This is a genomic window from Massilia pinisoli, from assembly GCF_024753285.1.
Taxonomy (GTDB): Bacteria; Pseudomonadota; Gammaproteobacteria; order Burkholderiales; family Burkholderiaceae_D; genus Telluria; species Telluria pinisoli.
In genome coordinates this window covers 144,836-158,695 of record NZ_JANUGW010000001.1, presented here as the reverse complement: position 1 = coordinate 158,695, position 13,860 = coordinate 144,836, and the positions used below count along the sequence as shown (strand labels likewise).

The 13,860-nt window shown below is 65.3% G+C and carries 8 protein-coding genes and 1 pseudogene; 4 read left to right on the top strand and 5 right to left on the bottom strand.

Annotation, left to right across the window (positions count from 1 at the left end; all coding sequences use genetic code 11):
• Nucleotides 1–44: 44 nt before the first annotated feature.
• Nucleotides 45–3,197 (bottom strand): TonB-dependent receptor, encoded by a 3,153-nt coding sequence (locus tag NX784_RS00655; protein ID WP_258814744.1) that lies wholly within the window; start codon nt 3,195–3,197, stop codon nt 45–47.
• 113 nt (nt 3,198–3,310) lie between these two features.
• Nucleotides 3,311–4,534, bottom strand: a complete 1,224-nt coding sequence (locus NX784_RS00650) for a hypothetical protein (protein WP_258814743.1) — start codon at nt 4,532–4,534, stop codon at nt 3,311–3,313.
• 260 nt (nt 4,535–4,794) lie between these two features.
• Here NX784_RS00650 and NX784_RS00645 point away from each other — a divergent pair.
• A pseudogene (locus NX784_RS00645) lies at nt 4,795–5,191 on the top strand (DUF188 domain-containing protein).
• Between the two features lie 253 nt (nt 5,192–5,444).
• On the opposite strand, the gene wrbA reads toward NX784_RS00645, so the two are convergent.
• Together wrbA and NX784_RS00635 are read right to left on the bottom strand one after the other, a co-directional pair.
• Nucleotides 5,445–6,044, bottom strand: coding sequence for an NAD(P)H:quinone oxidoreductase (wrbA, locus tag NX784_RS00640; RefSeq protein ID WP_258814742.1), 600 nt, complete (start codon nt 6,042–6,044; stop codon nt 5,445–5,447).
• Between the two features lie 102 nt (nt 6,045–6,146).
• Nucleotides 6,147–8,264, bottom strand: a complete 2,118-nt coding sequence (locus NX784_RS00635; RefSeq protein ID WP_258814741.1) for a putative bifunctional diguanylate cyclase/phosphodiesterase — start codon at nt 8,262–8,264, stop codon at nt 6,147–6,149.
• Nucleotides 8,265–8,437: 173 nt separating this feature from the next.
• Between NX784_RS00635 and NX784_RS00630 the strand changes: the two genes are divergently transcribed.
• The 3 genes from NX784_RS00630 (at nt 8,438) to NX784_RS00620 (ending at nt 13,342) form a co-directional block, all read left to right on the top strand.
• The gene (locus NX784_RS00630; protein WP_258814740.1) at nt 8,438–9,421 is read left to right on the top strand and encodes a Gfo/Idh/MocA family protein; all 984 of its coding nucleotides are present in this window, start codon (nt 8,438–8,440) and stop codon (nt 9,419–9,421) included.
• A gap of 175 nt (nt 9,422–9,596) precedes the next feature.
• A complete protein-coding gene (locus NX784_RS00625; protein WP_258814739.1) occupies nt 9,597–10,970 on the top strand; it encodes an MFS transporter in 1,374 nt (457 codons plus the stop codon).
• A 20-nt stretch (nt 10,971–10,990) separates the two neighbouring features.
• Nucleotides 10,991–13,342: a GH36-type glycosyl hydrolase domain-containing protein gene (locus NX784_RS00620; protein WP_258814738.1), complete on the top strand. Its 2,352-nt coding sequence runs from the start codon at nt 10,991–10,993 to the stop codon at nt 13,340–13,342.
• On the opposite strand, the gene NX784_RS00615 is transcribed toward NX784_RS00620, so the two are convergent.
• Complete coding sequence (locus tag NX784_RS00615) at nt 13,343–13,612, bottom strand: hypothetical protein (RefSeq protein WP_258814737.1); 270 nt, start codon at nt 13,610–13,612, stop codon at nt 13,343–13,345.
• Nucleotides 13,613–13,860: the final 248 nt, after the last annotated feature.

Below are 13,860 nucleotides of genomic sequence, written 5' to 3'. Positions count from 1 at the left end.
CCTTGTCGAGCGCAGCGCCGGCTCGCGCCGGCGCGGCGACGTCCTTAGAACGTATAGCCCATCGAAGCGCGGAAGCTGCGTCCCGGGGCATTCCACGAGCGGCCGACAAAGCCGATGCTCTGTTGTTGCGTCTGGCGGAACACGACGTTGCTCAGGTTGCTGACGTTGAAGCTGGTCCACATGTGGTCGCTGACCTTGTAGTTGAGACCAGCGTCCCATTGGCCGGCGGCCTCCGCCCAGATTGGCAGACCAAAGCTCACGTCGTGGGGCACCTTGCCGCCGTTCGCTGCGATCTGGGCCGGATCGGCGCTGGGAGCCCACCAGCCCGTCGCACCATCGTTGCCGGTTGCCATCATGTAACGATCACGCCAGCTGTAAGCCAGCCGCATCGACAGAGGGCCGCGGTCGTACATCAGGGCCAGGTTAAAGGCACGCGGGGACGAGTACGGCAATGGCATATCCCCCGTGAACGGAAGCCCGTTGGTGTCGCAACCACTCAGATTGCTGGCCAACGAAAGACTGCCACGCGCGCAATAAGGCTCGTTGAACGGGTGATACATCGTCTGCCTGCCCTTGATGTAGCTGAAGTTCGAGCTGATGCCAAACCCTTTTGCCCAATCCGGCAGCGCCTTGTCCAGGAAAGGCAGTTTGTCCAGGTAAGTCATGCCGGCGATTTCGGCGCCAACCGCCCACAATTGCGCTGCGTTCGCTGGCCCCGAGATCGTGAATTCCTGTGGATTGCCGGCGATGTCGTTGATGGTCCTCGTGTAGGTTTGGGTCATGATGATGTCCGTGACCTTCTTGGCGAATGTGCCGAAGGTCAGCGTCTGCCCGTCGCGCGGGTACCATTCCAGCGTGAAGTCGAGATTGTTCGACTTGAGCGGCCGCAGTTTTGCATTGCCGGTGTTATTACCTATGTAGTCGACCCTGGTAGGCAGGTTCGTCTTCGCGTCCGTCGTCACGCTCTGGCTCAGGGTGATGTACTCCTGCATCTGGTCGAAGCCCGGACGGTACATGTTCCTGGACACCGCCATGCGGGATTGCAGCTTGTCGGTCCAGTTCACCTTCAGGTTGAGGGTGGGGATCAGATCGATATGGCTGCCGCCCAGGGACAGGGGCACCTTGGTATACGCGAACCGGGGCAGGCTGGGGTCGGACTTGTCGTCATATTTCGGATCGAAGATCATGTAACCGTTTGCCATCGTCTTCGTACGAACCAGTCGCGCGCCCAACGAGCCTTCCACCGGATACTTCCAGTCGTCGAAGCCGAAGCGCACGGTGCTATACAGGGCCTCGGTACGTTCGGCGTGCGTACTGGTGGCGCCGGCACGGTTGAGCGAATCCTTCGCCGACGGATCGTTGGTCAGGCTCTCCGGCCTCCAGTCCGCGCCGACAGCGTCACAGTTTGGCGTGTTGCCCTTGAAGACTGCTTCATCGACACACATCTGTTTGTTCATTGGCAACAAATACTTGACGTACGCGCTCGGATAGCCCCGCACCAGGCTCATCGTGGGCACCACGATCGTCGGCGGCGCCTGCAGTGCCCCGTTGAAGAAGTTGGGGAACGTGTAGACTTGGGTGCCGCCCGGGACCTGATAGTGCGGGTCGCTCATGTACGCAAAGTTGGACCTTTGCCAGCCCACGTTCTGGGGTGTCCTGTCTCCGTATGTGGTGGCCTGCGATACCGCCCAGGGTTCGGCCAGGCTGTGCCATCCGGAGCCGGTCGAATTCTCGTGGGTCGACTTGCGGTACGTTATGCGTGCGCCAAAGCGCACATCGCGCAGGACAGGGTTGTCGAACGTGTATTTGGCGTCGCCCTTCCACGCATACAGGTCGGCCTTGGCTGCTGCCAGGGCCGGCTGGAAGGCGTTCCAGGTATAGTTCTTGTAATCGGCAAGGAATGCGCGGGCCTTGTCGTCGAATCCGACGATCGGTCTCGAACCGGAAAGGTCCAGGTACATGCTGGGCACGAACGTTTGAAGGTTGACCAGTTCGCCATCGCTGTTGTTGTTGGCGTGCACCCATTGCAGATCGTTCTGGAACGCCCAGCTCTCGTTGAGCCGGAATTTCGTGTTCCAGGCAAGTTCGCGCGTGCGTCCCACCACATGGGTGTAGCTCGTGCTCGTACCCGCGAGAATGCCGCCCTCCGGGAACTGGTTCAGCCCGAGGCTTGTGGGATAGGTCAGGGTGCCCGACTGGAAAACGCCTCTCTGGTCATACTTGGCGTTCGAGTATTGCATGCCCCACGGCTGGTCCCCCCCCGAGAAGGTACCATTACCGGTGCCGACCTCGGTGAATTTGGAATCGAAGTACGTCAGCGCCGTTTCGACGCGGTCATTTCGCCACTGCACTGCCCCGTAGAGACCCTTGCGCGTGGATGTGCCTTCGGAAGTGTTCCAGTACGTGCCGCCGGACGGTACCCACAGCGTTTTGCCCTCTTCGATATCGGTGCGCGGGACGTACGGGCTTTGACTGAGCGAGTCACTGCGGTAACTGTTTCTGTTCGCCGACACATCGATCAGGGCGCCGAATTCGCCAAACCTCGTCTTCCAGCGGTTGGAGTACAGCCCGGACACGGCCGGCGCGGTTTTCTTGCCGAGAACGGTATAGTTGGACGACGCGGAGAACGAGCCGTACTGTTCTTTCACGTCGAACGGGAGGCGCGTGCGGAGGTTGATCTGGCCGCTGATGCCGCCTTCGATCAGGTCGGACGACGGGTTCTTGTACACGTCCACGCCCGACATCAGTTCCGGCGGAACATCGCCCCAGCTCAGTTCACGACCGGGCCAGCCGGCGGAGAAGCTTTCGCGTCCGTTCAGCGTCGACGAACCCCAGGAAAGGCCACGAATCTGCACGCCCGAACCCTCGACGTTGAAGCCAGTGGTCGCATTGCCCAGGATGCCGCCACCCACGCGCGAGCGGTTGCGGTCCATCGTGACGCCGACCACCCGCTGCAGCACTTCCGTGATCGACTTGTCCGGCAGCTTGCCGGCTTCGTCCGCCACCACGGAGTCGACGATCTCCTCCGCATTCTGCTTGATCTTCGCGGCAGTCTGCAGCGCCTGGCGCTGCCCGGTCACGACCACCGTCGCCGCTTCGCCACTCTGGCCGTCCGCCGACGTATCGGTCGTCTGCGCCATCGCAACCCCACTGCACAGCAGGGCGCACTGCGCCGCTGCCAGTGCCAGTGCGGTCATTTTGAGAGGCTTCCTCTCAATCTTCGTCTCAGTTTTTCTCATTATCGATACCCTCAATTAAAATATCTGTGTGTCCACCGCGCCGAGCGGAGGCTGCAACCGGTCATACGCCGTCATTGGAAGAGAATGGGTCCGCTCAGGACCATCTTCGATCCGTTCATCGGTGCCACCTGGGTGAACTGGATCATGGAGACGGGATACGACTGCAGCTCGTTCCACATGTCGAGGCCTGCCAGTCCGCAAGCTTCGCTGATCGAGAAGTTGTCCTTGAGATTGAGGGAATAGTCCGTGGCCGCCGCGACGGTCGGCTTCAGCGTCGTCGTCAGCGTCACATTGCAAGCGTTGCCGCCTTTCAGGTTGAAGTGGCCGAGAACCAGGTCGATCTTGATCCCGTCGTTGCCCGTCGCGACCCATTCCGGGTTCACCGCGAGGTTGAACTTCAGGTTTTCCTGGATATCGATTTGCGGACCGTTCAACGTATCGCCTCCCTGGTTGAGGGCAATGCCGTCACTGGCGCCCGCCTTCAAGCCAGCAGCATGGATCCAGAACGTTTCCTTCGCCGGGTCGGTCCCTTGGCTGGTGAACGAGAGGTCGGTCGAGGTGGTGGATTTATCGCAGCTGTCGCACCACCACCAGTTGCCGTGGTGGCCGATGCCGCCGCCTTCGTTCGTCGTGTCGCCGTCCTTGTAACCGCTCAGGAACGTCAGCGCAGTCGGTAGAGCGGTGCCGATCGGGATGTTGATGGTCTTCAAGCCCGCGGCAGCGAAATCGTCGGCCACAGTCGTTGCAGTGACCGCGCACATACCATTGTCCAGTTTCGTCAGCGTGCTGCCGCTGACCGTGCACACTGCCGGCGTCGTACTCTCGAAGGTAATGGCGTGGCCCGGCGCATTGGAGGTGGCGGTCAGCGCTACCGTATTATTGTCCAGCACCAGGTGCCCCGGGTTCGGGAACTTGATTTTTACCGGGAATTTAGGAATGACAAACAGCTGGCTGACCGACGCTGCCGCGTAGCCTTTGGCTGCCGCCGCGGTTGCCGTCACAGAGCATTCGCCGACCTTCAGCAGGGAAAGCACATCGCCGCTGACGGTGCAAGTGGTTGGCGTATTCGACGTGTAGGTGATCGGACCACCGCCCGCTGCTGTCGCGACCAGTTTCACGGTCGTGGTCGTGGGCGGGATGCTCACCGTGCTGCCGCCCGGGTAATTGAACGATACACGCTGCACGATGCCGCCATTGGAACTGTCGCCACCTCCTCCACCGCCGCAGGCCGTCACCAGCGCGGCGCAGGCCAGGGCAATCGCCCGGACCTGGAATTTCGTCTCTTGTCTCGACATGAGTGTGTCCTCTCGTCTGATCTGTTGTGTGGAAAGCACGTCGTCTTGGTTAGCGACGTGGATGTCTATAATCTATTTAGAACAATCAAGGTGAATGCTGCGCTAGCCAGTTCTCGTCGGCAATTCTGCAAATCATCAGGGCAACGAGAAAATCCCGTAACGAATGTATGTGCCGGAAAATTCAGCTATTTGAATGCGTAGCCCAGCGCCGAGGTGTCGCAGAGGCGCGACAGTTCGAGTGGTATGCTTGAGCGATGTCTATGCACATTTGGGTCGACGCCGACGCCTGCCCCGCCGTCATCGAGGGCATCCTGTTCCGAGTCGCCGAAAGGGTGCCCGTCGAGGTCACGCTGGTCGCCAACCAGCTCATGCGCGTGCCCGGTTCGCGTTTCATCCGCGCGCTGCAGGTGCCCGCCGGCTGGTACGCGAAGGACACCATCGCCCAGCAGCTGACGATGCGCGTTCATGGACGAGTTGCGTGGCAGCGGTGTCGATACGGGTGGACCGCCCGCATTCAGCCAGGCCAACCGCCAGAAGTTCGCGCACGCGCTCGACCGCGAACTGGCGCGCCGCCGCAACCGTCCCGCCTGGGCCGGACCGGCGCTCAGCCGTGTTCCGGGCGCACGCCAGAGCGCTTCCAATGCGCGTGGCTGGTGAACATCGTCGGAGTGTTTTTGCAACCTGATCAGAAACGTCGCGCGTTCGCGCTTGCTGGGGGCGCCGGAGCAACTGTCGCAATTGCGACAATCATCAGGACAGTGAGAAAATCCCGCAGAAGGTGATCAGGAGCGCAGGGAAGCCCATCAGATCCGTTGTGGAAGGGATGCCGGCCCCGCGCAGAGGCGCGAGGCGATGCAGAAATACGACAGTGCAGCCGGGACGGCTGGCTCGATGCAAGTGTGGAGGACGGTCAGCCGAACAGCTTCTGTGCAGTCTTCGCGACCAGTTCGCCCTGGTGGCGCGCGCCATCCAGTTCGTTCCTGCTCGGCTGGCGCTGGCCCTGGCCGCCCGCGATGGTGCTGGCGCCGTACGGACTGCAGCCTGTGATCTCGTCGAGTGTCATCTGGCCGGCGAAGCTGTACGGCAGGCCCACGATGACCATCCCGAGGTGCAGCAGGTTCGTGATGATCGAGAATTGCGTCGTCTCCTGCCCACCGTGCTGCGTGGCCGACGACGTGAACGCGGCGCCCACCTTGCCGTTCAGGGCGCCCTTCGCCCACAGGCCGCCCGTCTGGTCGAGGAAGGCGGCCATCTGCGACGGCATGCGGCCGTAGCGCGTGGGCGCGCCGATCACGATGGCATCGTAGTCCGGCAGCTCGTTGACGGTGGCGATCGGCGCGGGCTGGTCCAGCTTGAAATGGCCGTTGCGGGCGACTTCCTCCGGCACCGTCTCCGGCACGCGCTTCACGTCGACCGTCGCGCCGGCCGCGCGGGCGCCGTCCGCGAGCGCCTGCGCCATCTGTTCGATGTGTCCATACGTCGAGTAATACAGCACCAGTACCTTTGCCATGTCCGCTCCTTCGCTCGTCCCACGCGACGCCACCGGCTGACGCCTTGCCGTCGCCGGCCCATGCGGCCGCGACCCGGACATGCTACCCGAACAAGGCCCGCATCACGCGCACGCGTGCTCGGCGGCCAGGCGGTACGGCGAGCCGCGCGCCCAATCCAGCAGCTCCGCGGCGGGCATCGGCGCAGCGACGTAAAAGCCCTGGGCTTCGTCGCAGCCCAGCGCGTGCAGCGCGTCCCAGATGCGGGCATTGCTGACGCCTTCCGCCACGACGCCCATGCCGAGGTCATGCGCCAGATGCACGGTGGACTTGACGATGGCGGCGGCGCGGCGGTCGTCGATCATCTGCATCGTGAAGCCGTGGTCGATCTTGATGACGTCCACCGGCAGGCGGCTCAAGTAGCTCAGCGACGAATACCCGGTGCCGAAATCGTCGATGTACAACCGGAAGCCCATGCCGGACAGGCGTTCCAGCTCCGCGATGCTCTCGGCCGGGTTTTGCATCAGGCTGCTCTCCGTCATCTCCAGCCCGATCAGGCCCGCGCACGCACCGTGCTGCTCCAGCAGGTCGCGCAGGTGTTCCGACAGCGACAGCGCGGCGATGTCGCGCGCGGACAGGTTGACGGCGATGGGCATGCGCACACCCTGCGCCCGCCATGCTTCGCACTGCGCGACGGCGCTCGCCAGCATGTGCTGCGTGAGCACGTGGATCAGGTCCGTCGATTCGATCAGCGGCATGAAGGTCTCGGGGCCGATGCAGCCCTTGTCCGGATGGACCCAGCGCACGAGCGCCTCGACGCCGACGATCTCGCCGCCGCCCATCGTCACCTTGGGCTGGCAGAACAGCTGGATCTGCCCGGCCTCGATGGCGGCGCGGAAGTCGCCGATCAGCGACAGCCGGTCGGGCGTGTGCGGGTCGTCTTCCGCGACGTAGACCGCGACGTTGCGCGCCATGCCGGCCGCCTGGTACAGCGCGATGTCGGCCTTGCGCAGCAACGTGTGGTAGTCGAGGCCCTGCGAGGGCGCGAGCGCGATGCCGACGCGCGCGCCGATCTCGTACGAAATGCCGGCGACGGCGAACGGCGCTTCCAGTGCGCGCAGGATGTTCTGGGCCCAGCGCCGCGCCTCCTCCTCGTCGGCACCGTCGAGCACGATCGGGAAGCGGGCGTCGCCGCGCGCGACGACGCCGGCCTGTCCGACGACGCCGGCCAGCCGGTCCGCGACGAGCGCCAGCAGCACGTCGCCGTATAAATGCGTCAGCGCGTAGTTGACGTCGCGGAAGCGCACGAGGTCGACGATCAGGCAGGCGAGGCGCGCCTGGCCGCGTCCCCGCCCGCCGCCACGCCGCAGCTGGACCAGGCGGTCATCGACTTCGCGCTCGAACAGGTTCATGTTCGGCAGGCCCGTCACCGGGTCGTAATACGCGAGGCGGCGCACGTTGTCCTCGGCGCGGCGGCGCTCCGTCACGTCCTGCACGAGGCCCAGCATCTTGACGACGCGGCCCGACTCATCGCGCCGCACCTCGGCCACGGAATGCAGCCAGCGCACCTCGCCGTCCGGCCGCACGAGCCGGAATTCGATGTCGTACTTGTAGTCGGGGTCGTGCAACGCGCGTTCGCGCGCCCGCTCCGCGAACGCGCGGTCGTCCGGGTGAATGCGCGCGTAGATCTCGGCCGTCGATACCGGGGTCTCGTCCGGCCCGAAACCCATGATGCGGTAGCCTTCCGGCGACGACGTCACGTGCTCGTCGCTGGCCGCGTCCCAGATCCAGTTGCCGATCATCGCGAGGGCCTGGGCGCGGTGCAGTTCGTTCTGGATGTCGCGCAGCTGTCCTTCCGCCTCCACGTGGCGCGTGACGTCCTGGAGGACGACGAGCACGGCGTCGCGGCCGTCGTAGTTGATGGCGCAGCACTGCAGGATCGCGTGGCGCACGGTGCCGCCCGCGCCGGCGATGTGGCGCATCTGCGCATGGAGGCTGCATACGTCGGGACTCAGCCGGCCGGCGCCCCAGCCGCCGTCGTGCGCGTCGTCGTGCGCGTACAGCTCGGGCAGGCGCTTGCCCAGCAGGCCGGCGCGCGTGCGCCCGAGGTGCTGCAGGGCCCCCTCGTTGGCATCGAGGATTTCCTGCGAGGCCGGGTCGCAGACAAGCATCGACAGCGGCGTGCCCTCGAATAGGGGGCGGCACCATGCGCTCGCATCCGCGTGCGGGAACTGTGCAGCCATGGGGGCTTTCCTTTCGATGTTATAACGTGCCATCATGAAGTATAGCGCAAACATCGATAACAAATTATTATCGAATCCCTGTCAAGATAGACAGGTAACCCGCTTTTCGGACATGCTCCGGAACGGTCCGCCGGTCCGGTCCGGCGCTTTTTCCACATTCCAACGGAGCACACATGACCAACACGGTACGCTGGGGCATCCTCGGCACGGGCAGGATCGCCCGCGATTTCGCGACCGCGCTGCGCGACACGCCCGGCGCCACGCTGGCCGGCGTCGCCTCGCGCGAACGCGCAACGGCCGAGGCATTCGCCGACGAATTCGGCATCCCCCTGCGCCTGGCCGGCTACGACAGCCTCGCCGCCTGCCCCGACGTGGACCTCGTCTACATCGGCACCCCGCACGCCATGCATGCGGAGAACGCGCTCGCCATGCTGGCGGGCGGCAAGGGCGTCCTGTGCGAGAAGCCGTTCGCGCTGAACCGCGCCCAGGCCGAGCAGGTCGTCGCGCTCGCGCGCAGCCGCCGTGTGTTCCTGATGGAAGCCATGTGGACCCGCTTCATGCCGGCCCTCGCCGAAGCGAAGCGCATCCTCGCGTCCGGCGTGCTGGGCGAGGTGTCGCAGGCCAGCGCCGACTTCGGCTTCGCCGCGCCGGGCGGACCGGAGTCGCGCCTGTTCAACCCCGCCCTCGGCGGCGGCGCGCTGCTGGACGTCGGTATCTACCCGCTGTCGATCACCGCGTACCTGCTCGGCGCCGTGGAAACCGTGCGGGCACAGGCCGAGCTGGGCCCCACCGGCGTCGACCTGCAGACCGTGTTCACCTTGCGTCATGCGGGCGGCGCGCTGTCCACGTGCGCCTGTTCGCTGAAGGCGCGCACGCCGGGCCTGCTCACCGTGTCCGGCCCCAACGGGCACCTGCGGCTGGACGCACCGTTCCACCGCGCCCCGACCGTCACGTTGACGCTTGCCGGCGAGCCCCCGCGCGAGATCCCGACGCCCTACCTCGGCAACGGCTATGTGCACGAAGCGATCGAAGCGCAGCGCTGCTGGAAGGAAGGCCTGATCGAAAGCCCGGCCATGACGCATGAGCAGACCTTGCACCTGATGGGCGTGCTGGACGAGATCCGGCACCAGATCGGCGTGCGCTACCCGGGAGATTGAGACCGTGGACAGGGCCCGCGTCCGGCGGTTGACATGGCGGCGCGGCGGCGGCATACTCGCCGCTGTTAGCGCTATCACCCGAGGTGGACGAAGAGCCGCCCGATCACTTACCGGAGACGCAGATGGCCAGTCCGACCGCCTTCCTTGACGCCGCCGCACCGGCCGGAGCCGCGCGATGACGGCCGCCCTGCCCCGCGCGGCAACGGCAAGCACCGCGCTGCCGTGGCGCGAAAAACTGGCCTATGGCGTGGCCGACATGGGGTTCAATTTTTACTGGACCAACATCGCCACGTTCCTGCTGATCTTCTACACGGACAGCTTCGGCATCTCGGCCGCCGCAGCCGCGACGATGATGTCGGCCATTAAGATCGTCAACGCGTTCACGGACCCGCTGATCGGCGCCGCCGCCGACCGTACCTCGACCCGCTTCGGCAAGTTCCGTCCATGGCTCGTGTGGATGTGCGTGCCGCTGGCCGGTGCCGCCGTCCTCACGTACACGACACCGAACCTCGCGGGCGATGCGAAGCTCGCGTGGGCCTACGGCACCTATCTGCTGATGATGGTGTGCTACACGTGCGTGAACATCCCGTACAACGCGCTGTCCGGCGTGATGTCGGCCGATCCGCAGCAGCGCTCCACGATCAACGGTCTGCGCTTCATCTTCGCGTTCGCCGGCAGCACGCTCGTGACGGCGGCCACGCCCGACCTCGTGCACTGGCTCGGCGCCGGCGACGATCGGCGCGGCTGGCAGCTGACGATGCTCGTGTGGGCCGTCGCGGCATCGCTGCTGTTCGTGCTCACGTTCGCGGGCACGCGCGAACGCATCGCGCCGCCGCCGGGACAAAAGAACGCCGTGTGGCGCGACGTGCGCGACCTCGCGGGCAATCGGCCGTGGGTCGTGCTGTTCTTCCTCGCGTTGATCATCATGGTGACGATCACCTTGCGCACTGCCAGCGCCGCCTATTATTTCAAGTACGTCGTGGGCCGGCCGGACCTGATGCGCACGTTCGTGCCCATGTATATGGTGGCTGCCGCCGTCGGCGCCGCGCTCACGCCGCTGCTCACGCGCTGGGTCGACAAGAAGGCGCTGATGATCGTCCTCATGAGCGCCACGGCCGTGCTGTCGGCCGCGTTCTACGTGGTGCCGGCCGACCAGGTGTGGCTGATGTTCGTGCTGCAGGGCGGGCTCGGTCTCGTGCTGGGACCGAAGTCGCCGCTCGCGTTCTCGATGTATGCCGACACGGCCGACTACAACGAATGGCGTACGGGCCGCCGCGCCACCGCGATGACGTTCGCCGCCGCCACGTTCTCGCAAAAGCTCGGCACCGCCGTCGCCGTCGCCGTGATCGGCTCCGTGTTCACGGCGCTGGGCTATGTGCCGAACGCCGTGCAGGCCAGCGGTTCGCGCGAAGGCATCGTGTGGCTGATGTCCTTCATCCCGGCGGCCTTCGCCACCCTAGCAGTCGCCGTGATGTGCTTCTACAACCTGAACGGCGGACAGCTTGCGCGCATCCAGGCGGACCTGGCGTCGCGCAAGCCCGCACCCTGAATCAACGACAAGGAAAGACGATGCTGCAACCGACCGAGAACGGCGCCCGCTACGAACTCGCCAGCCCGACCGCCATGCCGAACGCCGGCGGCTTCCTGTGGAACCGCCGGATGATGATCCAGGTGACGTGCCGCGGCTACGCCACCGCCCAGTTCATGCAGCCGGAACCGGCCAAGTATTCGCACGCGCCGAACCTCGAGGCGAAGACCTTCATGCAACCGGAGCATGCCTACTACGCGCACCATCCGGGCCGCTTCTTCTACGTGAAGGACGAGGACACGGGCGAGATCTTCTCCGCCCCGCACGAACCCGTGCGCGCGGCGCCGGACCGGTTCGCGTTCTCCGTCGGCCGCGACGACATCGCGTGGACCGTGGAAAAGCTGGGCATCCGCGTGGACCTGCGCGTCGCCCTGCCCGTCGACGACGTCGCCGAGATGTGGACGCTGGCCATCACCAACGTCAGCGGCCGCCCGCGCCGCATCAGCGTCTACCCGTACTTCACGATCGGCTACATGTCGTGGATGAACCAGTCGGCCGAGTACCGCGCGGACTTGACCGGCATCGTCGCGTCGAGCATCACGCCGTATCAGAAGCTCCAGGACTATTTCAAGAACAAGGATTTCAAGGACACGACGTACCTGCTGTGCGAGACGGCACCCGACGCGTGGGAAGCGAACCAGGGCCAGTTCGAAGGCGAAGGCGGCCTGCACGCGCCAAGCGCGCTGCGCGCGCCGCAACTCGCGGGCGGCGACGCCCGCTACGAGACGCCCGTCGCCGCCGTGCAATACCGCCTCGCGCTCGCGCCGGACGCCAGCGCGACGCGCCGCTTCCTGTTCGGCCCCGCGCGCGACGATGCCGAGATCGCGGCCATGCGCGACCGCTACCTGAGCACCGACGGCTTCGCGGCCGCCGCACGCGCGTACGCCGCATACGCGGACCAGGGCGCGGGCTGCGTGCAGGTCGAAACGCCGGACGCGGAATTCGACAACTTCGTGAACCACTGGCTCGCGCGCCAGGTGTTCTACCACGGCGACGTGAACCGCCTCAGCACCGACCCGCAGACCCGCAACTACCTGCAGGACAATATGGGGATGGCGTTCATCAAGCCGGCCGTCGCGCGCGCCGCCTTCCTGCACGCGCTGTCGCAGCAGGAAGCGAACGGCGCGATGCCGGACGGGATCCTGCTGTTCGAAGGCGCGGAACTCAAATACATCAACCAGGTGCCGCACACGGACCATTGCGTGTGGCTGCCCGTCTGCCTGCAGGCCTACCTCGACGAGACGGGCGACGCGGCGATCCTCGACGAACCCGTGGCGGGCACGGACGGCACGGTGCTGACGGCCTACGAACGCATCGGGCTGGCGATGGACTGGCTGCTGTACAAGCGCGACCACCGCGGCCTGTCGTACATCGAACAGGGCGACTGGTGCGACCCGATGAACATGGTCGGCTACAAAGGACGCGGCGTGTCCGGATGGCTGACCGTGGCCGCGGCGTACGCGCTGCGCCTGTGGGCCGGCGTATGCGCTGCGCGCGGCGACGAGCGGCGCGCGGAGCACTTCCGCGCCGGGGTCCTCGACATGAACATGGCCGCCAACCTGCACTTGTGGGATGGCGCGTGGTACGCGCGCGGCATCACGGACGATGACGTCGTCTTCGGCGTCAGCCGCGACGCGGAGGGCCGCATCTACCTGAACCCGCAAAGCTGGGCGTTCCTCAGCGGCGCCCCGAACGCGAGCCAGCGCGCGACGATGCTCACGGAAATCGACGCGCAACTCGACACGCCGTACGGCGTCCAGATGTTCGCCCCGCCGTACAGCGCCATGCGCGAGGACGTGGGCCGCGTCACGCAAAAGCACCCCGGATCGGCGGAGAACGGAGCCGTGTACAACCACGCCTCCGTGTTCTACATCTACAGCCTGTACACGATCGCCGAGGCCGACCGCGCGTGGGATGCGCTGCGCAAGATGATTCCGGGCCCCGGCGCGGACGACTACCTGCGGCGCGGGCAGCTGCCCGTCTTCATCCCGAACTACTATCGCGGCGCGTTGAAGGAGTACCCGCGCACGGCCGGGCGTTCCAGCCAGTTGTTCAACACGGGCACCGTGTCGTGGGTCTACCGCGCGATCGTCGAAGGATTGTGCGGCCTGAAGGGCGATGCGGCGGGGCTCGTCGTGGATCCGCAGCTGCCGTCGCACTGGTCCGGCATGCGCGTGCGGCGCATGTTCCGCGGTGCGACGTTCGATGTCGGCATCTCGCGCGGCGCGGTCGAACGGACGACGGTCGTGTGCGATGGGCGGCCGCTGGCGGAGGCGCGTGTGACGGACATCGAGGCCGGGCGAACGTATCGGCTCGAGGTCACGGTACCTTGATCAGCAGCGGACGTAGTCCAGGCCGGTCCTCGCCGGCCTTGTGCACGAATCGAAGACGGGCAGCGGCGTCGACACGGCACCGATCGCGATCGCGCCCAGACCGAGCCGGTACTTGGCGCCCGGCTGTGGCGGCGGGATGTCGAAACGGATGAACACGTTGCCGTGGTGCGCGGTGCGCCGAGGGTTGACGTTCGCGGGCACGGGCAGGACCGGCCCCGGCGTCGACCTCACCGCGGCGCGCTCCATCGGTGCCCAGCCCGCTTTATGCATTGGCATCTCACGGAGAAAGTTATCTTTCTTATCAAAAAATGTAAATGCGGTAGAGTATTCTGAATAACCGATTGTACGTCGAAAATATTTACATGCCGTAAATGCGTTATGCGTAGCGCCCTATATGTATTTGATTCTACAAAAATATTTTCCCATGGCATAAACTTTGCTGCATTAATTCCGGCTGCTTGCAAAACCGGGGGTGTCAGATGGATCTGGTTTCTGAGTCAATCAGACCGCCTTAGGGG

Coding starts and splice junctions, on each gene's coding strand:
- NX784_RS00620 (WP_258814738.1), top strand. CDS start 10,991: ATGCTGCAACCGACCGAGAACGGCGCCCGCTACGAACTCGCCAGCCCG.
- NX784_RS00635 (WP_258814741.1), bottom strand. CDS start 8,264: ATGGCTGCACAGTTCCCGCACGCGGATGCGAGCGCATGGTGCCGCCCC.
- NX784_RS00650 (WP_258814743.1), bottom strand. CDS start 4,534: ATGTCGAGACAAGAGACGAAATTCCAGGTCCGGGCGATTGCCCTGGCC.
- NX784_RS00630 (WP_258814740.1), top strand. CDS start 8,438: ATGACCAACACGGTACGCTGGGGCATCCTCGGCACGGGCAGGATCGCC.
- NX784_RS00615 (WP_258814737.1), bottom strand. CDS start 13,612: ATGCATAAAGCGGGCTGGGCACCGATGGAGCGCGCCGCGGTGAGGTCG.
- NX784_RS00625 (WP_258814739.1), top strand. CDS start 9,597: ATGACGGCCGCCCTGCCCCGCGCGGCAACGGCAAGCACCGCGCTGCCG.
- NX784_RS00655 (WP_258814744.1), bottom strand. CDS start 3,197: ATGACCGCACTGGCACTGGCAGCGGCGCAGTGCGCCCTGCTGTGCAGT.
- wrbA (WP_258814742.1), bottom strand. CDS start 6,044: ATGGCAAAGGTACTGGTGCTGTATTACTCGACGTATGGACACATCGAA.